Annotated in this window: 21 protein-coding genes; 2 read left to right on the top strand and 19 right to left on the bottom strand. The window is 36.8% G+C overall.

Going from position 1 to position 21,317, the window contains the following annotated elements:
• Positions 1-10 precede the first annotated feature (10 nt).
• The 4 genes from buk to X953_RS09820 form a co-directional block, all read right to left on the bottom strand.
• A complete protein-coding gene (gene buk / locus X953_RS09835) occupies positions 11-1,129 on the bottom strand; it encodes a butyrate kinase (RefSeq protein ID WP_052350106.1) in 1,119 nt (372 codons plus the stop codon).
• A gap of 53 nt (positions 1,130-1,182) precedes the next feature.
• Entirely contained in the window at positions 1,183-2,277 is a 1,095-nt protein-coding gene (gene bcd, locus X953_RS09830) for a branched-chain amino acid dehydrogenase (RefSeq protein WP_040955406.1), read from the bottom strand.
• 1 nt (position 2,278) lies between these two features.
• Entirely contained in the window at positions 2,279-3,199 is a 921-nt protein-coding gene (gene yqiS, locus X953_RS09825) for a phosphate butyryltransferase (protein ID WP_040955405.1), read from the bottom strand.
• Between the two features lie 131 nt (positions 3,200-3,330).
• A complete protein-coding gene (locus X953_RS09820) occupies positions 3,331-5,382 on the bottom strand; it encodes a sigma-54-dependent Fis family transcriptional regulator (RefSeq protein WP_040955404.1) in 2,052 nt (683 codons plus the stop codon).
• Positions 5,383-5,515: 133 nt separating this feature from the next.
• On the opposite strand from X953_RS09820, the gene X953_RS09815 reads away from it, so the two are divergent.
• Positions 5,516-5,746: a DUF2627 domain-containing protein gene (locus X953_RS09815; RefSeq protein WP_040955403.1), complete on the top strand. Its 231-nt coding sequence runs from the start codon at positions 5,516-5,518 to the stop codon at positions 5,744-5,746.
• Positions 5,747-5,907: 161 nt separating this feature from the next.
• Complete coding sequence (locus X953_RS09810) at positions 5,908-7,254, top strand: aspartate kinase (protein WP_040955402.1); 1,347 nt, start codon at positions 5,908-5,910, stop codon at positions 7,252-7,254.
• Positions 7,255-7,363: 109 nt separating this feature from the next.
• On the opposite strand, the gene spo0A is transcribed toward X953_RS09810, so the two are convergent.
• From spo0A to X953_RS09735, 15 genes are all read right to left on the bottom strand, one after another.
• Positions 7,364-8,143 carry a sporulation transcription factor Spo0A gene (gene spo0A / locus X953_RS09805; protein WP_040955401.1) on the bottom strand — a complete coding sequence of 260 codons (780 nt, stop codon included), beginning with the start codon at positions 8,141-8,143 and terminating at the stop codon, positions 7,364-7,366.
• Between the two features lie 261 nt (positions 8,144-8,404).
• Positions 8,405-9,691, bottom strand: a complete 1,287-nt coding sequence (spoIVB, locus tag X953_RS09800) for a SpoIVB peptidase (RefSeq protein WP_040955400.1) — start codon at positions 9,689-9,691, stop codon at positions 8,405-8,407.
• Positions 9,692-9,923: 232 nt separating this feature from the next.
• Positions 9,924-11,636: a DNA repair protein RecN gene (recN, locus tag X953_RS09795; protein WP_040955399.1), complete on the bottom strand. Its 1,713-nt coding sequence runs from the start codon at positions 11,634-11,636 to the stop codon at positions 9,924-9,926.
• A gap of 29 nt (positions 11,637-11,665) precedes the next feature.
• A complete protein-coding gene (ahrC, locus tag X953_RS09790) occupies positions 11,666-12,115 on the bottom strand; it encodes a transcriptional regulator AhrC/ArgR (protein ID WP_040955398.1) in 450 nt (149 codons plus the stop codon).
• Positions 12,116-12,153: 38 nt separating this feature from the next.
• Entirely contained in the window at positions 12,154-12,987 is an 834-nt protein-coding gene (locus X953_RS09785) for a TlyA family RNA methyltransferase (RefSeq protein WP_040955397.1), read from the bottom strand.
• Between the two features lie 14 nt (positions 12,988-13,001).
• A complete protein-coding gene (locus tag X953_RS09780; RefSeq protein WP_040955396.1) occupies positions 13,002-13,586 on the bottom strand; it encodes a hypothetical protein in 585 nt (194 codons plus the stop codon).
• Positions 13,587-14,280: 694 nt separating this feature from the next.
• A complete protein-coding gene (locus tag X953_RS09775; RefSeq protein ID WP_040955395.1) occupies positions 14,281-15,153 on the bottom strand; it encodes a polyprenyl synthetase family protein in 873 nt (290 codons plus the stop codon).
• Positions 15,154-15,387: an exodeoxyribonuclease VII small subunit gene (locus X953_RS09770; RefSeq protein WP_040955394.1), complete on the bottom strand. Its 234-nt coding sequence runs from the start codon at positions 15,385-15,387 to the stop codon at positions 15,154-15,156.
• A complete protein-coding gene (gene xseA, locus X953_RS09765) occupies positions 15,371-16,729 on the bottom strand; it encodes an exodeoxyribonuclease VII large subunit (RefSeq protein WP_040955393.1) in 1,359 nt (452 codons plus the stop codon). The genes X953_RS09770 and xseA overlap by 17 nt, the downstream gene beginning before the upstream one ends.
• Positions 16,730-17,581 carry a bifunctional methylenetetrahydrofolate dehydrogenase/methenyltetrahydrofolate cyclohydrolase FolD gene (gene folD, locus X953_RS09760; RefSeq protein WP_040955392.1) on the bottom strand — a complete coding sequence of 284 codons (852 nt, stop codon included), beginning with the start codon at positions 17,579-17,581 and terminating at the stop codon, positions 16,730-16,732.
• 3 nt (positions 17,582-17,584) lie between these two features.
• Entirely contained in the window at positions 17,585-17,977 is a 393-nt protein-coding gene (gene nusB, locus X953_RS09755; protein ID WP_040955391.1) for a transcription antitermination factor NusB, read from the bottom strand.
• A 197-nt stretch (positions 17,978-18,174) separates the two neighbouring features.
• Positions 18,175-18,573 carry an Asp23/Gls24 family envelope stress response protein gene (locus X953_RS09750; protein ID WP_040955390.1) on the bottom strand — a complete coding sequence of 133 codons (399 nt, stop codon included), beginning with the start codon at positions 18,571-18,573 and terminating at the stop codon, positions 18,175-18,177.
• 31 nt (positions 18,574-18,604) lie between these two features.
• The gene (gene accC / locus X953_RS09745; protein ID WP_040955389.1) at positions 18,605-19,963 is read right to left on the bottom strand and encodes an acetyl-CoA carboxylase biotin carboxylase subunit; all 1,359 of its coding nucleotides are present in this window, start codon (positions 19,961-19,963) and stop codon (positions 18,605-18,607) included.
• Between the two features lie 13 nt (positions 19,964-19,976).
• A complete protein-coding gene (accB, locus tag X953_RS09740; RefSeq protein WP_040955388.1) occupies positions 19,977-20,480 on the bottom strand; it encodes an acetyl-CoA carboxylase biotin carboxyl carrier protein in 504 nt (167 codons plus the stop codon).
• A gap of 277 nt (positions 20,481-20,757) precedes the next feature.
• On the bottom strand, positions 20,758-21,315 hold the full coding sequence (locus tag X953_RS09735; protein ID WP_040955387.1) for a SpoIIIAH-like family protein: 558 nt from the start codon (positions 21,313-21,315) through the stop codon (positions 20,758-20,760).
• Between the last annotated feature and the right edge of the window lie 2 nt (positions 21,316-21,317).

The following is a 21,317-nucleotide window of genomic DNA, read 5'->3' as shown; positions in this document are numbered from 1 at the left end:
TCCTTCCTAATTAACTATGAGTATAGATCTTTGGTTCTTCTTCTTCACGAAGTACGCGAAGTACTCCTTCATTCAAGGCGGTAAGTTCATTTTCACCAGGATATGTTAGCGTATCTGCTATCCAACCAACTCTTCTTGTGATCATTTCTACAAATGTCTTTCCATATGCCAATCCGCCGGTTAACACAATTACGTCTACATTTCCCTCAAGAACAGCGCTCATGGAACCAATTTCTTTTGCAACCTGATATGCCATAGCCCCATATACTTTTAGGGAAAAATCATCTCCACTTTCAATTCTCTTTTCCACTTCTAATGCATCATTAGTACTTAAATAAGCTACTAATCCACCTTTTCCAACAAGCTTTTTCATTATTTCATCCCTATAGTAACCTCCGGAAAAACACATGGAAACGAGATCCCCGGCTGGTACTGTTCCAGCTCTTTCTGGCGAAAATGGCCCTTCCCCATGCAACCCATTATTGACATCTATTACTTTTCCTTTCTTATGGGCTCCAACTGTTATCCCTCCTCCCATATGCGCAACAATAATATGGAGATCTTCGTAAGAGGAACTTAGGTCAGATGCAGCCCTTCGTGCAACTGCTTTCTGATTCAAGGCATGGAAAATACTTTTTCTAGGAATTTCAGGTACACCTGAAAAACGTGCAATATCATCTAATTCATCAACAACCACCGGATCGACTATATAAGCATTTAGATTTAGTCCTGAAGCAATCTCATATGCGAGGATTCCTCCTAGATTGGAAGCGTGTTCACCGTTATATCCAACCCTTAAATCGTGGAGCATCGCATCATTAACTTGATATGTACCTCCTTCAATTGCTCTAAGCAAACCACCACGTCCGCAAACAGAATTTAATTTTGATATATTGATACCTTCATAATCGAGCTGCTCCAATATAACTTGCTTTCTAAATTCAAATTGATCAACTACATGGGGGAAACGACCCAACTCTTCAACGTTATGACGAAGTGTCTTTTCAAAGATACAGTGCTCATTATCAAATACACCAATTTTAGTAGAAGTAGACCCGGGATTAATGACAAGTATTCTGTATTGTGGTTTCAAATTATTTTTCCTCCGTTGAAAAAGTAAACAGTCCATTAGTGTAGAAATTTCACCACTAATGGAACTGTTGCTCTGCTAATAGCTACAGATTATCTTCTACTTAGAATATGATGCCCATTTAATAAAAACTGGCTTCTTGAATTTCTTTCTGCTTCAATTCTCTCTTCAGCCATACGATCTGCAGCTACATAAGAAGGAATATGGTCTCTTCTGGATATTTCAAATACCTTTTGTAAACTATCATAAATTGTTTCAACCTTCTTAAGCGCTCTCTCTTCGTTATATCCAACTAATTCATCAGCTACATTTATTACACCACCAGAATTTATTACATAATCAGGAGCATATATAATTCCCTTTTCAAAAATGATATCTCCATGTTCCGATGATTTTAGTTGATTATTAGCAGATCCGGCAATTACTTTGGCTTTTATTCTTGGAATAGTATCATCATTTATTGTTGCACCTAAAGCACAAGGAGCATAAATATCACAGTCCACATCATAAATATCATCAGGATCAACCGCTGTTGCATTGAATGCTTCTACCGCACGCTCAACTGCTCCTTTGTTGATGTCAGTAACAACTAGTTTAGCGCCTTCTTTATGTAAGTACTCACATAAAGCATACGCCACATTTCCAACCCCTTGTACGGCGATTGTTTTCCCTTCAAGGGAATCGTCGTTAAATGCTTCTTTAGCAGCAGCCTTCATTCCTTTATAAACACCGTAAGCAGTAACTGGAGAAGGATTACCTGATGAACCGGCCTCTGCTGAAATACCTGTAACAAAATCAGTTTCCATATGGATTAAGTCCATATCTTGTACAGTTGTCCCAACGTCTTCTGCAGTGATGTATCGACCATTTAATCCTTGAATATAACGACCAAATGCCCTAAACATTTCTGGATTTTTATCTTTTTTCGGGTCACCAATAATTACTGTTTTACCCCCACCTAAGTTAAGGCCGGCTGCAGCGTTCTTATAAGTCATCCCTTTCGCCAGTCTTAAAGCATCTTCTATCGCTTCCTCCTCCGAATTATAAGTCCACATTCTGGTACCTCCCAGTGCTGGACCCAATGTTGTATCGTGGATTGCAATAATTGCTTTTAGTCCTGAACTTTTATCCTGACAAAAGACCAACTGTTCATAATCATATTTTTCCATATAAGTAAAAATTTCCATTTTAATTCTCCTCCTCAAATGTTGTTGATGATAACAAAGCTAAAGCTAATGAATTTAACTTACTCTCCGCGGAGTCAGACCTTGATGTTAGTACAATTGGAGCCTTAGCACCACTAACAACAGCCGCCACCTTAGCCTTGGCAAAATATACAAAGGATTTGTATAGTGCATTTCCGACTTCAATGGACGGAACCAAAAGGATATCCGCTTTCCCGGCAACGTCCGACTGGATGTTCTTGTGTTTGGCAGCTACAGGGGAAACGGCATTATCAAATGCGAGTGGACCATCAACAGTACATCCTGTAATTTGTCCTCTAACTTGCATTTGGGTCAAAATTGCTGCGTCTATTGTAGACTGCATTTCTTCGTTTACAACTTCAACTGGTGCAAGAATCGCGACTCTTGGACATTGATAACCAATTCCTTTTGCTACTTTAACCGCATTTTGTATAATTTGTGTTTTCTCTTTTAGATTTGGGTCTATATTCATTGCTGCATCTGTAAGGAATAATAAACGTTCTTGGCCTGGTATCTCAAAAAGAGCTACATGGGATAATACTTGTCCTGACCTTAGTCCGTATTCCTTATGAAGAACGGCTCTTAATAACGATTTAGTTGTTATATTACCCTTCATTAAAATATCAGCTTTCCTATTTTGAACTGCAGAAACAGCTACTCTCGCAATTGCATTTTCATCTTTAACATCCTCAATAGTTATATAATGAGGATCTAATTCTAAAGCAATATCATTTGCAGCTGATCGTATTTTTTCAGAATCACCAACTAATAAAAAGGTACAAAAATCTTGTTCAAGAGCATATTTAATTGCTAAAAGTACTTCCTGATCAGCCGGATTTGCCACGGATACTTTTTGCTTTCTCTTCTTTCTAACTTTTTGTTTGATTTCTTCTAGTGTTTGCATCATACCCTCCTAGCGTCCCCTAATAAAGATAATGCAAGAAGCATGCCAACTACGGACACCCTGTAAACGCTTTATCTTCTTATTATAGCACCTGCAACTTTATGCATAAATGCAAAAAAATGCATGCCGAATTATTCAAGTTGATACTTTTCTAGCTTATAGTATAAACTTCTAATTGAAATTTTTAATTCCTTAGCTGTTTTAGTTTTATTAAAGTTGTTCTTTTTATATATTTTTGCAATATAGCTTTTTTCATATCTTTCTACAGCCAGTTGTAAAGATTGCGCTTCAATTAAATCGGGCGCAGTAGGGTTGTTTGGTATTTTTGCTGTAACCCCTAGCTCAGGTAAATGCTCTAATTGAATAACTTCCTCATTAATGTCCATATAAATCATTGCCCGACCTATCACATTCTCTAATTCCCTGATGTTTCCCGGCCAATTATATTTTTTTAATTCAGCAAGCGCCTCATTTGATATAGATTTGACGTTTTTTCCGTAATCCTGATTTGTCTTCACTATAATGTGCAGAACTAGTTCAGGGAGGTCTGACAACCTTTCTTGAAGACTCGGAATAAAAATTGGTAATCGATTTAATCGGTAATACAAGTCTTCCCTAAAAGTTTTATTCATAATTGCCTTTTCCAAGTTTACGTTTGTGGCTGTAATTACCCTAACATCAAGTGTTATAGGATCAGTTCCTCCAACTCGCACAATTTCATTCTCCTGTAGTACTCGAAGAAGTTTGGCTTGCATGTTTAACGATAGTTCCCCTATTTCATCAAGAAATATACTCCCCAAATTTGCTTCCTCAAATAAACCTTTTTTTCCACCGTGCTTTGCACCAGAAAAGGCTCCCTCTTCATAACCAAATAATTCACTTTCTAAAATTGATTCTGCTATTGCAGCACAGTTTACTCTAATAAACTTATTATGCTTCCGGTCACTTTCATTGTGGATAGCATGTGCAAACAATTCTTTTCCTGTACCCGACTTTCCCCTCAACAAAACAGTTGCAGGTGTCTTTGCCCCTACTTTTGCCTGCTCCAGAGCTAACCTCATCTCTGACGAACCACCTATAATGTCGTCAAAAGTGTATTTTGCTTCTAAGCTGCGGATAATTTGCCTTGCTCTTTTTAATTCACTTGTCAAAGACCGGACTTCCGTAACATCGTGGAGGACTCCTACACTACCTTTAATTTTCCCATCTACAATTATGGGAGCAACGTTAACGTACACATCTTTGTTGGTTGGCCCAACCTTCATTCTAACTCCTCTTACTGCTCTGCGGGTCTGTAGCACCTTCATATGCATACTCTCTCCCTCGGAGATGTCCACAGAAGCTGGAGCACCGACAATGTCTTCTTCTTTGAGACCGGTAATTTTTGTGTATGCTGGATTGATCATCAGTCCTACTCCGTTTTCATCCACTACACTAATTGCTTCATCAGAGGATTGGATAATTGCTTCTAGCATTGTTTTAATTTCATTGAGGTCCGTATTTTCTTCGGCCAGGTTTACTACCTCTGTAATATCTTTGAATATGGCAAAAGCGCCCTGTAAATTCCCGTCCGCATTAATAATAGGAATTCTTGTAGTAATTATTTGCTTCCCGTTTTTCAATACTAATTTTTGGTTGACTTCTTTTCTTTTATTACGTAGAACAATTGGCAGTCTCGAATTTTGAATCACTTCATGAATTTGCTTACCTTCAAACTCATCCTTTTCTAACCCAACAATTTCCTGCGCACTTCTGTTCACAAAGTCTACTTGTCCGGTATGATTTACTACAATCATTCCATCTCTTATATTATTTAGAATCAGGTTTTGGTTATCCATTTGCAGGCGAATTTCTTTTAGTAACTCTTCTTTTTCATTAAAAAGCTCCGCAATTATGTAAGCTACTGTACCAGGAATAACAACTGTCTTTCTATTTCTGCATTCTATGATCTCATCAAGAACTTTATCGTCACCGGTTGCTTCAATAATTATATCTATATCTTTTTCTATCCAATGTTTCCAATCATGATCACAAGGGATATTAAATTTTCTAGCAAGCCTTAATCCCTCTGCATGTATGTCTTTGTCTATAATTGCAACAATATGCATACGTTTGGTTGCGCGTAATATGTTTAAAAGTACACTGCCCCCTTTGCCAGCCCCAACGATAAGTACTCGCTTCATCTCATCCCACCTTGCATTGTTTTGCATGTATTTATCATACGATACTCTGCATTTTTTAGCAAATAACCTTTCTTCCCAATTACATTACATTTTTGCTATACTAATAATAAGAAAATTTTTAAGGGGAAGAAAAATGAGTAGAACAATTGCGTTACTAGTGCTGCTAATCCCTGGTGTTATTGCTGCGTTTGGAATTAAGTTAATGAGAGATTCCTTATTCGCTGACTTTTATCCGGTGTTTTTCCATATAGGAATTCAGTTTCTTATAGGTTTAGTGCTGTTTTTAGCAGGTATTGCATTTATTGGTGGTTTTATTGTCCATAGAGACAGAAAGAAGCAAACCACAGAAAAGAAGAAGAATTAAAAGAATACATAAAAAAAGGCGGCTACATACCGTCTTTTTTTGTTATAGTACCGTTTAATGCCTGTACAGGCTGTTTGCTCTGTTTTTATTATATCTGTTAAAATAAAAAAAATTTTGTTATTATTAATAATAAAAAATAAAGTTCTTCGGGAGGATTTTTGATGAAAGTTGTTAAGTTTGGTGGAAGTTCTGTAGCAAGTGCAGAGCAATTAAAAAAGGTAGGAGATATCATTAAGGAGGATGATTCAAGAAAGTTCATCGTAGTTTCTGCACCTGGAAAAAGAACAAAAGAGGACATCAAAATTACTGATTTACTAATTGAATTAGGCAATACCTACATACATAAAATGGATTATAACAAAGTTAAACAAACAATTCTTCAGCGTTTTAACGATATCATTCAAACCTTAGCATTACAAGCAGGCCTATTGGATGAAATAGAGGGTTCGATTGAACAAGGGCTAATCGACCTAGAGCATGACCTAGAAAACATTGATTGTCTTAAAGCAATAGGAGAAGATAGCTCTGCAAAAATTTTAAGTGCCTACCTTCAAAAACTTGGACTGAACGCACATTATTTAAACCCAAAACAGGCTGGGATAATTGTAAGTAATGAGCCAGGTAACGCTCATATTCTTCCGGAAAGCTATAAAAAAATTGGTACTCTTCGTGAGAAAGAAGGAATTATGGTAATACCTGGATTCTTTGGTTACACAGAGGAAGATGAACTAATGACCTTTTCCAGGGGAGGTTCTGATATCACAGGGTCGATTATTGCAGCTGGGGTAAAGGCTAGTTTATATGAAAATTTCACTGATGTGGATTCGGTTTACAAAGTTAACCCTACAATTGTAAGTAATCCGAAAGAAATTAGAACATTAACCTACAAAGAAATGCGGGAATTGTCATATGCCGGATTTTCAGTATTTCATGACGAGGCACTTATTCCTGCTTTTAATGCTCAAATTCCGGTTTGCATTAAGAATACAAACAATCCATCCAAACCTGGTACTATGATCGTTTCTGAGAAAAAACAAGATGAGAAATGTGTCGTTGGCATTGCAAGTGACATAGGCTTTACCAGCATTTATATAAGTAAATATTTAATGAACCGGGAAGTTGGATTTGGAAGAAAGTTATTTCAAATCTTAGAAGAAGAAGGGGTTTCTTTTGAACATGCGCCTTCTGGAATTGATGATATGTCCATAATTATTAGAGAAAGCAGATTAGGGAGCGACAAAGAAGAAATTATTTTACAACGCTTTAAAGAAGAACTGCAGCCTGATCAAGTTGATATCCACCGTGATCTAGCTATTGTAATGGTAGTTGGAGAAGGCTTAGTAAGTACAATTGGTGTTGCACAGAAAGCGACAACTGCTTTTGCAGAGGCAAACGTAAATATTGAAATGATTAACCAGGGGTCCTCAGAAGTCTCTATGATGTTTGGGATTAAGAAGGAAGATTTAAGTAAGGCAGTTCGCTCTTTGTATTATCATTTTTTCGAATAATTAATAATAAAAGCGCAAGCGCTTGTTTAGCATGCAAATAGGACTGGAGTAATAATTACTCACCTTGCGTCCCATTCATGCGTAAGCAGTCGCTTGCGCTTTTAATAACTTAACTCGCTTTATGCTCCAGACGTAATCGATCTGCAACCATTGCAATGAATTCAGAATTGGTCGGTTTTGCTTTTGTAATGCTTATTGTGTAGCCAAATAGAGCAGATATCGAGTCAATATTTCCTCTACTCCAAGCTACCTCGATTGCATGACGAATTGCACGCTCCACTCTTGACGCCGTAGTATTATATTTCTTAGCTATATCCGGATACAAAACCTTTGTAATGGAGCCCAATAACTCAATATCATTGTACACCATTGTAATTGCTTCTCTTAAATACATATACCCCTTAATATGTGCAGGAACTCCAATCTCATGAATTATATTCGTAATACTTGCTTCTAAATCCTGCTTTTTCTTCTCTCTTTTGTTTGTTTGTTTCATATTTGGAGAAGAATACGAACCACTTCCCTGTACTTGACGTATTTGATCTGCCAAGTGATCCAAATCAAACGGCTTTAATATAAAATAAGAAGCGCCTAAATCTACAGCCTTTTTCATCACTTCTTCCTGCCCAAACGCTGTTAACATGATAACATTTGGCTTATGACCTTCTTGGCTTCGAAGCGTATTAAGCACGGCGAGCCCATCAATATGTGGCATTATGATATCTAATAAAAGCACGTCTGGTTCCATCTCTTCCAACATAGATAAACAATCCCTGCCATTATGAGCAACTCCAATTACATCTATATCGGATTGTTCCTCGAAATACTCTTCCATTAACTTAATTAATTCCCTATTATCATCGACAAGACAAACTTTAATTTTTCCCACTAAAAATTTCCTCCCTTTATGTAACAGTTATCTCTTTTACTAATATTCTCCAAAAAAATAGAAATTCCTTCTTTTATTTAAAAAACATTGGATTTTTTTAGTTTTGCGTTCTTTTACTCACTAATGCTCCAAATTACTTCATCATTTGATAAATTTAGACATGTTTGTCGAAAAATATTTATTTAAATATAACACAAATACCATATTATGGCTATAAGAAAAATGACTTGAAATGGAGAGCCTCCATAACAAGTCATTTTTTTAGCCAGCTTTATTTTTATTTTGCTTCTTAATATCAATCCCTGCATCCTGTAACATCCACTCAATATGCACTCCATAACCCGAAGTAGGATCATTTACAAACACATGTGTAACTGCTCCTATAATCTTCCCATTTTGGATAATTGGACTTCCACTCATTCCTTGAACAATACCACCGGTTTTTTTGAGCAATTCCTCATCCGTTATCTTGATTACCATTCCTTTTGTTGCAGGAAATTTCTGAGGGACTGAACTAACAATCTCTACATCAAATTCTTCCACTTTTTCATCCTCTACAACAGTTCGGATCGTGGCAGGCCCTTCCTTGACTTCATGTGATAACGCAACAGGCAATGGCTTGCCTTTTAAGTTATTTATACTATCTTCGTTCAATTTACCGAAGATACCAAAAGGACTGTTCTTAGTTATTGAGCCAATTTTATTTTCTTTTATGGAAAATGTGGCTTGCTTTTCACCAGGTACACCATTATTTCCTTTTTCAATTGAAGTAACGGAAGAGTGTACAATTGTTCCATCATTTATTTGAATTGGCTTCTTTGTATCCATATCGGATATAACGTGACCTAGTGCACCATAATTTTTTGATTTTTTATCATAGAACGTCATAGTTCCAATCCCTGCTGCCGTATCTCTTATATACAAACCCAGCTTGTACTCTTGGTCTTTTGTATCCATTACTGGCTGAAGTTCTTTCTTTAGTATCTCGTCACCTCTTTTTAACTTAATATTAAGAGGTGTTTTGTTTTTTGCTGCATTACTTACAAATGGTTTTACTTCTTTCATTTCTTTTATAGGCTCCCCATCTATCTCTAAGATAACATCACCAACCATGATATCTGCTTCTTCTCCAGGTGATACAGATCCATTCTTAACAGAAACCAAATGATGACCAACTACAAGTACTCCTTTAGTCTGAAGTTGAACACCAATGGAATGTCCGCCTGGTATTATACGTAAATCATCCAGTACAGACATATCAACTTTTTTAATTGGTATTCCGGCAAGTTCATAAACAATTTCACTTCCACCAGGACTTTCAGCATAAAAGGGAGACCCCTCTATTGATTGCACGCTTTTTTCAGACGTATTACTTACTTGAATACTTTCACCCAAAGTAGGGATTGGCACTTGGCTATTATGAAATATTTCCAACTCATTCGGAATGGAGAGGTAATTTTGTACAGGTGTTAGGAATGGAATAATTAACCCGGCAACAAGAAGTACTATGCCTGTCAATATTCTTATATTTGTTTTTAAGAAATTCAACTGTTGTCACTCTCCTCTTCCTAACCTATGCTTTTTTCTTTCTGTATCTTTAATTTGACCTAACAGTCCTGTAAATAAACTGGTTAATGATAAGCAAAGATGTGTATCTTTTCCTTTTAGACCTGTCAGCTATTTAACGTATGTATATTCTTATCGTTTTCTAAGCAAATAAAAAAGCCAGATATTCTATTTTCTGGCTTCTTACATAAATTTATCCGTATTTTCTTGATCTTTATAATGATGCTTTATACTGATACGCTAATTCAAGCATTTCTTTTCCATGTTCTTTAGCAGTCTCGGTTAATTTAGTACCCGTAATCATTCTGCTTAGTTCATCAATTTGCTGCTCTTTTGTTAGCTCGGATACTGATGTAAACGTGCGTTGGTTTTTTTCCAGCTTTTTGATAAATTTGTGGGTATCTGCCATTGCTGCTACCTGAGGTAAGTGTGTAATACACAGTACTTGCGAAGCTTGTGAAATTTGATATATTTTTTCAGCAATAGCCTGTGCAACCCTACCGCTAACTCCTGTGTCTACTTCATCAAAAATAACACTTGTAACACCTTGATGCCTGGAAAAGATCTTCTTAAGAACGAGCATTATCCTGGAAAGCTCACCACCGGAAGCGATTTTGTTCAATTCTTTAAGAGGTTCCCCTGTATTCGTTGAAATTAAAAAGCGTACGTGATCAAAACCATTTTTATGAAGTGGAAGTTCTTCTTCGTTTTTAAAACCATCACCTTCTCCAAATGAAATTGCAAAGGACGCTTTTTCTAAATACAATCCTTTTAATTCTTTGTGAATATTAGTTGTTAGGGAATTTGCTGCCTTTTTACGTAAATCATGTAGTTGTCTTGCTTCCAAATATGCATCTTTTTGTATTTCTTTTATTTCTTCATTAAGCTTAGATAAGTGAGAATCTTTGTTAGTGATTTCTTCAATTTCCTCTTCTACTTTTGCCATATATTCCAGAATATCATTCACTGTAGCACCATATTTCTTTTTCAAACGGCTGATTTCGTTTAATCTACCCTCAAGTTCATTCAATCTGCCAGGAGAGTATTGCTGCATTTCTGTATAATTCCGTAGTTCATATGTCAATTCTTCTAAAGCATAATAATGGTTGGAGATTGCTTCTGCTTTTTCTTCAATAAATTTATCATATGTAGCAGCAGATTGGAGTGCCACCTGAGCTTTATTAACCCATTCCAACCCTTTCTGTTCCCCGTACAAAGCATTGTATCCATCTTGCAACGCTTGGAAAATACGTTCATAATTAACCAAGGAAGCTCTTTCTTCCTCTAAGTTCTGATCTTCATCAGGTGATAGATCAGCTTCTTCAATTTCCTTAAGCTGAAATTGAAGAAGATCTAGTCGGTGAGCCATTTCCTGTTCATTTTCACTTAATTTTTTATAGCGATTTTTCAGGGATAAAAGTTTACCAAACAGTTTATGATACTCCTGTTTTGTTTTTCTAATTTGACCTGCATCATACATATCGAGTAAGTCGATATGATGTTCAGGGTTCATAAGAGACTGTGTTTCATGCTGACTGTGAATATCAATTAGTGTCTTTCCAAACTCCCTCAATATTGCAAGTGTAACTAATTTACTATTTACCCTGCATATACTTTTTCCATTGGCCGTAATGGAACGTTGAAGTACAATCTGCTTGTCAGATATTTCAATACCATATTCGTTTCCAACTTCATAAATGGGATGGGTATCAGAGTCAATTATGAATAAACCTTCAATCTCCGCTTTCTTTGTTCCATGTCTTACAAATTCGACTGATCCCCTGCCACCAGCCAATAATTGCACTGCATCAATAATTATGGATTTCCCTGCACCAGTTTCACCTGTTAGCACTGTCAATCCTTCATTGAATGTTATAGATATATCCTCAATAATCGCGAAGTCATGTATAGATAATTCTGTTAGCACGTTAATAATCACCTCAAACCAGACATTAGTTAAAGCATATCAATAAATCGGTCTTTAATAATTTCTGCCTTTTCTTCTGTCCTACATATAATAAGACATGTATCATCACCACAGATGGTGCCCATAATCTCTTTCCAATCCAAATTATCAATTAATGCTCCTACTGCTTGGGCATTACCAGGCAAGGTCTTTAAAATTATAAAATGGCTTGCATGTTCTATTTTTACAAATGCGTCATTTATTAACCTTTTTAATTTCTCTAATGGATTAAATCGTTGGTCAGCAGGCAGACTATATTTATAGTTGCCATTTGTGGATGGTACTTTTACAAGATGAAGTTCTTTGATATCACGCGAGACGGTAGCTTGAGTTACATTGAACCCGAGATCTTTTAAATCAGCTACAAGCTCATCCTGTGTTTCAATTTCGTTTTCTGTGATTAATTCTCGAATTTTAATATGACGTTGTAGTTTACTCATTTAACACCCTCATTACACAGACCACAAAAGACCCGTAGTCATTTTTCTTTTTTATTTATCATCGTTAATTCATTGTGAGCATCATCTACGAGCTTTAATAGCTGCTCTTCATCTACTGGTGGACAATCTTTGCTATTCCCCCAAGAAAAGTGAGCTAAAAATTCAATATTCCCATCTCCCCCAGTTATAGGGGAATATGTTATATCCTTAAATGTGTATCCTTCCGACTGAGCAAATGAAATAATTTGCTTTAGAACTTGAAAGTGAACACCCCGGTCCCTAACAATGCCTTTCTTACCAACTTGCTCCCTACCTGCTTCAAATTGTGGTTTAATCAGGACCACAACATTACTATCTGGTTTTAATAATTTTTTCAACACTGGTAATATTAATTTAAGGGAGATAAACGATACATCAACAGAAGCTAAATCCGGTGGGCCATGCAACAACATATCTGGTGTGACATAGCGAAAGTTGGTACGTTCCATTACAATTACTCTTTCATCATTTCGTAGCTTCCAATCCAATTGATTGTATCCTACATCTATTGCATAACTTAATTTAGCTCCATTTTGTAAAGCGCAATCTGTGAAACCACCCGTCGAGGAGCCTACATCGATCATGATCTTATCCATAGCAGAGATAGCAAAATAAGTAAGGGCCTTTTCAAACTTCAAGCCTCCTCTACCTACATACGGAAAAAGCTTTCCTTTTACGGTTAATGGAATATCTTCCTCCACCTTTATTCCCGGTTTATCAATTCTTTCCTGCTCTGTGTATACAAGGCCCGCCATAATCATGCGCTTGGCTTTTTCTCGTGTTTCAATTAACCCTCTGTCCACTAATAGAACATCAATCCGTTTTTTACCCATATTTTAATAATCCTTTACTGCTTTTTATTTTTTGGTAAAACTTTTATTTTTAATTTATTCTCAATTATTGAGATTAATTTTCCAGCAAAAAAAATGATGGAGGTGGAAGAATGTATAGCAAAAAATTTGCCAATTGCTTTGCCTCCAACTGTAAGTGCTGCTACCAAGCTTGTCAATACAACTGATAGTATAATCTGGATAGAGGACCCTTCGCCTTCACCAAATAAATTGGCAATTTGCAGCACTACAATAGCTGATGCAGTTCCACTCACAATACCGGAAATATCTCCAATTACATCATTACAAAAACTGGCGAATTTATCTGCATTTCTTATTATTGCTACTGCTTCTTTGGCACCGTGTACTTTTTCAGCTGCCATTGCATGAAAAGGCGACTCACTAGCGGCAGTAGCAGCAATTCCCAGCATGTCAAAAATAACACCAATTAACACAATGAGAAACACAATAACTAAACCTATAATCCACATAACTTCACCCAAAATGGAAGAAGAAATAACTGAAAAAATAGCCGCTAACACAAATGTGATAACGGCAATAGTAAGACTAAATTTTAAAGAATTTTTTATTTGGGAATTCATAATTTACCTCTGAATCTTATTTTATTATGTAAGAAGGAATGGTCATTTAAAAGGTAAAAACTGCGGCTTAGGTCCAGTAGGTTTTCCCAGATGGGTACCCTATGTTGCCATAAAAGGAGGTTCCCCTTTAAACCCATCTTAGCTATGTCGCCATTAGCCAGACTGGATTACCACTTAGTCCACACTATAATCCCTTTTAAATGTCCAAGAACAGTCTAGGAGTTTTCCTCAACAGTCTTTAGCCGTTCCCTAGCCTCTTTTGCAGTGCTGATTTCATAGAGATAAAAATATAAGTTCTGTGGCCACCAGTACTCATATTTAAGACTCTAATCCCCTCAGACACCACTCAAGGCAGGCTACGCTGCTAACAAGGTGTCCCTTACCCAATTAAGCAGGTTCATACCCCATTCCATAATGACTCCTAGGCTTAGCAGTCACGACAGAGATGGGCCTCCGCGGTAATCGGGTCAACGCCCACATGCCTTTGTGGATCGCCCGAAAACCTTAACTCCCAGCATCGACCCAAGGCTGGGCGCCTCAAGCCAACACAAGGAACTTCATCGATGTGCCCTTTGGCGGATTTTTAGGCCCGCCTTCAGGAACGGAGGACTGACTAGAATACTGCACCATTCCTCATTCTTGATAATTATAACATAAAAATCGCTTTTATACCAATTGCTATCAATGATCTCTATTACCAAAATGATCTGTTAACATCATTAAGTAAGAATGATCTGCGTTTGCATTTTTTTAACGCTTCTTTTGCCTTCTTACTATACATATTTTTTTGTTCGATAGCTCCATCTAATCCAAGTAACTTGGGGTAAGTGCTTTTATTGTTTCCCTCGTCACTCCCAACCTGTTTCCCCATTTTTTTGGGGTCTCCAGTGACATCAAGAATATCATCTTGTATTTGGAATATTAAACCAAGATAATAAGAAAAATCTTTTAGTGCGGCTAACTCGGAATTAGTTGCTCCACCAAGATATGCTCCAGCATAAACAGCAAATTGAAGTAATTTACCAGTTTTCAGAACATGTATTCTCTCTAATTCAGTTAGCGAAATAGCTTTATTTTCAGCTTCCATATCTAGGATTTGTCCTCCAACCATCCCTTTAGGTCCGCTAGCGGAGGATAAATTTTTAATTAAATCCACTTTTTCAGCATCCTGTAAAAGAGGGTCATTAGCTATCAATTCAAAACTGTATGTTAGTAGTGCATCACCGGCCAGGATGGCAGTTGCCTCTCCATAAACTTTATGATTTGTTAGTTTACCTCTTCTGTAATCATCATTATCCATTGCAGGCAGGTCATCATGGACCAGTGAATAAGTATGAATAAGTTCAAGAGCAATTGCGCTGGAAATGGCTTTTTCAAGATCTTTTCCATATGCTTCAAACGCAGAAAATAATAGCACAGGTCTTAACCGCTTGCCTCCAGCTTTAACAGAATACAGCATTGCCTGCTTCAAATTAGTTGGAATGTCCAATTTCTCCAGAGAAGTTATAAGTCCATCATGGATAAGCTCTTTACTTTGTTCCATATATGAAATCAGATTTGTATTCAACTATTCATCCTCCTGTATTTCAAAAGGTTCGAGGTCACCTTGTTCATTCATGATATGGGTCATTTTCTCTTGGACATTTTTCAATTTATCATTACATAGTTTTGACAATTTCATCCCATCTTGATAGTATTCAATTGCTTGTTCAAGAGGAACGTCACCTTCCTCCAGTTTTCCTACTATATTTTCTAATTCTTTCATTGCTTCCTCAAAGGATAATTCATTCTTTTCCTCCATTATGTTCCTCCTCTATTTCCTCAACATAACAGCTTAACCTTCCATCTGCCATATGGAGTGTTATCGAATCTTTTTCTTTCACTTGTTTAGTTGACTTTATTATGTTTCCTCTCTGCGTATAAGGTATAGCAAATCCGCGTTGCATAATAGCAAGAGGGTTAACAAGTGTTAATTTATCAATCGTATTCCGCAATTGATTACTACCTTGTTCAATTAACAAATTCATGTAATACTTTTGCCTCTTAGTCAGTTGGTTTAATTCGTTATGAGATTGTTGGATTTGTTTTTTGGGATGCTGGGCCAGTAATCGCTTAAAAAGATCTTGATAAGCTTTTTCCGTCTGTTTAACATAGTTGCTTGCACTTTTTTGCAAATTTCCAACACTATGATCCAGTTCTTGTTCTTTTTGCTTAAGAAGAAGTTGAGGGTAACGGAACGCATAGGAATCTTTTATGCGCTGAATCTGTCGCTCTTCCTGTAGAACTTTCCGTGTCATTTCTTTTTTCACTGATCTTCTTAACATCGTTATTCTTTCTTTTAATTCAATGTGTGAAGGTACAGCCAGTTCGGCTGCACCAGTAGGTGTGGGAGCACGCATATCTGCAACAAAATCACTTATCGTAAGATCTGTTTCATGTCCGACTGCAGAAATTACAGGGATGCTCGAGCGGAAGATAGCTTCGGCTACTATCTCCTCATTAAAACTCCATAACTCTTCAATAGAGCCTCCGCCCCTACCTACAATTAAAACATCGAACATTGCCTTTTCATTCGCTTTATCAATTGCTTGTTTAATTGAATTTGCAGCATTTTGACCTTGCACCAAAACGGGAATTACCGTTAGAGAAACAATTGGGTACCTTCTTTTTATTGTTGTGATAATATCACGAACAGCTGCACCAGTAGGCGAGGTTATAACCCCGATATGTTTGGGATGTACAGGGATTTTCTTTTTATATTGCTGGTCAAAATACCCTTTTTTATGTAATTTTTCTTTCAGCTGTTCAAAGGCTAAATACAAAGCACCAATTCCATCAGGTTCCATATTTTGTATATATAATTGATATTGCCCATATGCTTCAAATATACTTATTTCACCTTTTATCAAAACCTTCATTCCGTTTTCAGGCATGAATTTGAGGAAGCGGTTGTTTCCAGCAAACATCACTGCCTGTATTCGTGTCTGATCGTCTTTAATTGTTAAATACATGTGGCCACGACTATGATGTTTGAAATTAGAGATTTCACCTTTTAACCAAATGTTTTTTAGATGGGGATCTGTATCAAGCTTTCTTTTTAGATACTTTGTTAGCGCAGTTACTGTTAAATAATTGTCTTTCAATTATCTTGTCATTCCTTTAGCCGCTTTAATGGTATTCTTTAGCAACATTGTAATTGTCATTGGCCCGACTCCACGAGGAACAGGAGTAATATAAGAAGCTATTTCCTTTGCGCTATCAAAGTCAACATCTCCGGTCAGGGCACCGCCCTCAAGCCTATTCACACCAACATCTATGACTATGGCTCCTTCTTTGAGATGGGTTTGGTTAATTACATTTGGCTTGCCTACAGCAACTATTAGGATATCTGCTTGCTTCGTATAATGTTGAAGATTCTGGGTTTTTGAATGGCAGTAAGTGACCGTCGCATTTTCATTTAATAGTAATTGTCCAACCGGTTTACCTACTATATTACTTCTTCCAATAACTACAGCATGCTTACCTTCTATCTGTAAATTACGGGATTTTAGCAAAGTAATAATACCGTGCGGAGTACAAGGAAGAAAGGTATCATTACCTGTCATCATATGACCAATATTAATAGGGTGGAATCCATCTACATCTTTTTCAGGTGAAATTGTCTCTATCACCTTCTGTTGATGAATATGGTCTGGTAATGGCAACTGAACTAAAATCCCGTGAATCGAATTGTCATTATTTAACTCATTTAGCAGGGTTAATAATTCTGCCTCTGTAGTTGAAGCTGGGAGCTCAATTAGTTCAGATTCGATCCCTGTTTCCGCTGAGGCTTTCTTTTTCCCTTTTACATAGGATTTGGATGCAGGATCTTCTCCTACGAGAACAACTGTAAGCTTTGGATATATTCCTTTACGATTAAGTTCCTCTACTTCCATCTTCATATCAGCTTTGATTTCTTGCGCCAAATCTCTCCCATTGATTTCAACTGCAGTCATCATTTACTCCCCTTTGTCATTAATTACTTTTGAAAGTACACCATTTATAAATTTACCTGATTTCTCATCTCCATATTTATTGGCTAGTTCAACTGCTTCATTAATAGATACATTTGTCGGTATATCATCAAGATATTGAATCTCATATGAAGCAATACGCAGAATCGTTTTTTCTACTGAAGCTATCCGTTCAAAAGACCATTTTTCAATACGTTCAGCCAACACCTGGTCAATTTTTTGTTTGTTTTCTGTTACTCCCTCAACAAGTAGTATTAAGAATGAATCACTTTCTTCCGTTTCCAGGAAATCATTTATTGCTTGACTGGGTTCATTTTTATTAATATCGAGTTGGAACAGAATTTGAAATGCTTTTTCTCTTGCTGTGTGTCTATTCATTTGTATATAGCTCCTTTAACTAATCTCTACAAATAATAACATGATTAAGAAATCAACGCTAGGACCAACCAGCTAAAACAAAAGTGCAATTTTATAACTCGTGCATGGCATGCCGTTCGAGCTAAAAGCTTGCGGCCACATTTCAACAGGATAAAAAAGCAGACCAAAAGATGCGCAATCATCTTTTGGTCTCTCCCCTAATCCTCTTTCTGTTCTTCACTTTCCCTTGTTTCCATTTGTATACCTACAACATGCACATTAATTTCATCAATTTCCAAAGCAGTCATATTTTTTAGTGTTTGCCTTATATTTGTTTGCAGTTTCTGTGCAGTTTGAGGAATAGAAATGCCGTAATTCAGGATAACGAATAAGTCGATTAGCACACCATTCTCCGTAAGTTCAACCTTGACACCCTTACTATGCGCTTTTTTCCCGAAGCGTTCCACGACACCCGTTGCAAAGTTTCCACGCATCGCATAGAGGCCATCTACTTCTGCGGCAGCTATACCAGCAATAACTTCAATAACTTCAGGCGCTATTTCAACTTTACCTAAACTACTATCACCACTAACGTTTAACAAAGGCTGTTCATCCATACTCTCACTCCTTTATTAATTAAAAGACCAGTCAATCTTTTTTCTCAATGATCGGATTCTCCTCAAGAAAATTCGTATTGAAATCTCCCTTTACAAATACTTCATGCTCCATGATTTGTCGATGAAATGGAATTGTTGTATATACTCCTTCTACAACAAACTCATCTAGTGAGCGTTTCATTCTATTTATTGCTTCTTTCCTCGTTTTTCCATATGTAATCAACTTAGCGATCATGGAATCATAGTAAGGGGGAATTCTATATCCAGGATATGCTGCAGAATCTATTCTTACACCTAATCCACCTGGTGGAAGATACATTTCTATTTCGCCAGCAGAAGGCATAAAATTTTTATATGGGTTCTCAGCATTTATCCTGCATTCCATTGCATAACCTTCAAATTCAATATCCTCTTGTTTAAAGGATAGTTTTTCACCGTTTGCGATTAAAATTTGTTCTTTAATAAGGTCCACACCAGTTACAAGTTCTGTTACCGGATGTTCTACTTGGATTCTTGTATTCATTTCCATAAAATAAAACTCGTTACTTTTTCTATCAAATATATATTCAATCGTTCCTGCTCCTACATAATTAACTGCTTTTGCAGCCTTTACAGAAGCTTCACCCATTTTCTCCCTGATCTCAGGTGTAATTGCAGGTGAAGGTGTTTCTTCTATTAGCTTTTGCAGTCTTCTTTGGATAGAACAATCTCTTTCCCCAAGATGGACAACATTTCCATGCTCATCTGCAAGAATCTGTATTTCAACATGGCGGAAATCCTCGATGAATTTTTCAATATATACCCCTGGATTTCCAAAAGCTGTTTCAGCTTCTTTTTGTGTAACTTGGATTCCTTTAATAAGATCTTCTTCTGTTCTGGCGACACGAATACCTTTACCCCCGCCCCCAGCAGTTGCCTTTATAATAACTGGATATCCTATTTTTTCGGCAATCTCAATTGCTTCATCCGTATTTTCAATAATTCCATTAGAACCAGGAACAATAGGTACATTTGCCTTTTTCATTGTTTCTCTAGCTACGTCTTTAATTCCCATTTGCTGTATAGCTTCTGGAGTGGGACCCACAAAAGTAACATTACACGCTTTACAAATTTCCGCGAAATCAGCGTTTTCAGCAAGAAATCCATAGCCCGGATGGACAGCATCCACTTCTGTAAGTGTCGCCACACTCATAATATTAGTGAAATTCAGATAGCTGTCCTTACTTAAAGTAGGTCCTATACAATAAGCTTCATCAGCTAATTGAACATGTAATGCCTCCTTATCAGCTTCTGAGTACACAGCTACTGTCGTTATATCCATTTCTTTACAAGCACGAATAATACGTACGGCTATTTCACCTCTGTTAGCAATTAACAGTTTCCTAATCACACGCTACATCCCCTTATTTCTTGTTTACTCTGAATAATGGCTGACCGTACTCTACTAACTCGCCATCTTTTACAAGGATTTCAACTATCTCCCCTGAAACTTCTGCTTCAATTTCATTAAATAGCTTCATTGCCTCTACTATACATACAATGGATGAATCTTCTACCTTGCTGCCTACAGAAACATAAGGGCCGCTTTCAGGAGATGGTGAACTATAAAATGTCCCTACCATAGGTGAGGTAATTTCATAATCATAAGATGGTTTTGTTTCTTCTTTTACAGTTTCCTCCTTAAGAGATTCCGCTGGCTTTTCTTCTTTAATAATTGGTTCTTCCTTCGGTTGCACAGGCGGATTTTCTTCAACTACTTGAATTGGGGTATTCTGTGGTTGAACAGTTGTATTTCCGGCTGACTTTTCCATAGTTATAGTTGTACCGTTTGACTCATAAGTAAATTGATTAATGGATGATTGATCAATTAGCTTGATAATTTCTCTAATTTCCTGCACTTTCAACATAATGGTAGCACCCTTCCATTCTTAATTTTAGTATTAGGTCCTAAAAACTCCTAATAATATTTTACGATAAATTGTGGTGTTCATTCAACATTGAATACTTCCCTGTTTAAGGAACTTCTGATAAATAAGGTTTCACAGTGGGTTTTGCAAAACAATTTACTCACTTATTATAACAATGATATGTCTCCAATGCGAATAGTTACATATGTTAAATGAAGGGGCTTTATCTCGAAGAGCTAAAAAACCCGAGTCTGACCACGGCTCGGGTTTTAGCAATTTATTCACTTGCTGTAGGTTGGAAATTTACATCTACAGGAACTTCACCAAATTCATCTCTCACCATTTGCATAATGTTAACTACTTCAGTAGAAGAGAGTGTATCAACTTTTACATGCACATGTACTTTGTCATCTTCTGACCGAACTAATACATCATCATATTTTTCTGAACCTAAAATAGTTTCTTCAAGGATCGATTCCTTTGTAGTTACATCCTCAATAACGTCAATATCTCTAAGCGCCTGATCCTTTTCATCTGCAGAAGCAGAACTTGAAGCTACAATATCTTTTAATCTATCCTTTTTCATACTTCTCTCATCTTCCAATTCCATTCGAATGGTGGTAAATAATTCATCTTCCCCCATGTTTGAAATACCTTCTACCCCAGCTTCTTCTTCTTCTGCCTCCTGCGAATCGGTAGGTACAGCTTCCTCCTGATCTTGTCCATCATTAATGTAGGCTAAATCTTCACTTGCTGGTGAGGTCATGTAATACACACTCAACACAATCATTAAACTTAACATTGTTAGCAACCAAACTGTTTGCTTTTTTAACATAA

The organism is Virgibacillus sp. SK37 (genome assembly GCF_000725285.1).
Lineage (GTDB): Bacteria > Bacillota > Bacilli > Bacillales > Amphibacillaceae > Virgibacillus_Q.
The sequence above is the reverse complement of the archived record's forward strand: the minus strand, read 5'-3'. Positions and strand labels throughout refer to the sequence as shown.

What these genes read in the sequence shown, in the direction of transcription:
- buk (WP_052350106.1), bottom strand. Translation starts at nt 1,129, where the DNA reads ATGGACTGTTTACTTTTTCAACGGAGGAAAAATAATTTGAAACCACAA.
- bcd (WP_040955406.1), bottom strand. Translation starts at nt 2,277, where the DNA reads ATGGAAATTTTTACTTATATGGAAAAATATGATTATGAACAGTTGGTC.
- yqiS (WP_040955405.1), bottom strand. Translation starts at nt 3,199, where the DNA reads ATGCAAACACTAGAAGAAATCAAACAAAAAGTTAGAAAGAAGAGAAAG.
- X953_RS09820 (WP_040955404.1), bottom strand. Translation starts at nt 5,382, where the DNA reads ATGAAGCGAGTACTTATCGTTGGGGCTGGCAAAGGGGGCAGTGTACTT.
- X953_RS09815 (WP_040955403.1), top strand. Translation starts at nt 5,516, where the DNA reads ATGAGTAGAACAATTGCGTTACTAGTGCTGCTAATCCCTGGTGTTATT.
- X953_RS09810 (WP_040955402.1), top strand. Translation starts at nt 5,908, where the DNA reads ATGAAAGTTGTTAAGTTTGGTGGAAGTTCTGTAGCAAGTGCAGAGCAA.
- ahrC (WP_040955398.1), bottom strand. Translation starts at nt 12,115, where the DNA reads ATGAGTAAACTACAACGTCATATTAAAATTCGAGAATTAATCACAGAA.
- X953_RS09785 (WP_040955397.1), bottom strand. Translation starts at nt 12,987, where the DNA reads ATGGGTAAAAAACGGATTGATGTTCTATTAGTGGACAGAGGGTTAATT.
- X953_RS09780 (WP_040955396.1), bottom strand. Translation starts at nt 13,586, where the DNA reads ATGAATTCCCAAATAAAAAATTCTTTAAAATTTAGTCTTACTATTGCC.
- X953_RS09770 (WP_040955394.1), bottom strand. Translation starts at nt 15,387, where the DNA reads ATGGAGGAAAAGAATGAATTATCCTTTGAGGAAGCAATGAAAGAATTA.
- folD (WP_040955392.1), bottom strand. Translation starts at nt 17,581, where the DNA reads ATGACTGCAGTTGAAATCAATGGGAGAGATTTGGCGCAAGAAATCAAA.
- nusB (WP_040955391.1), bottom strand. Translation starts at nt 17,977, where the DNA reads ATGAATAGACACACAGCAAGAGAAAAAGCATTTCAAATTCTGTTCCAA.
- X953_RS09750 (WP_040955390.1), bottom strand. Translation starts at nt 18,573, where the DNA reads ATGGATGAACAGCCTTTGTTAAACGTTAGTGGTGATAGTAGTTTAGGT.
- accB (WP_040955388.1), bottom strand. Translation starts at nt 20,480, where the DNA reads ATGTTGAAAGTGCAGGAAATTAGAGAAATTATCAAGCTAATTGATCAA.
- X953_RS09735 (WP_040955387.1), bottom strand. Translation starts at nt 21,315, where the DNA reads ATGTTAAAAAAGCAAACAGTTTGGTTGCTAACAATGTTAAGTTTAATG.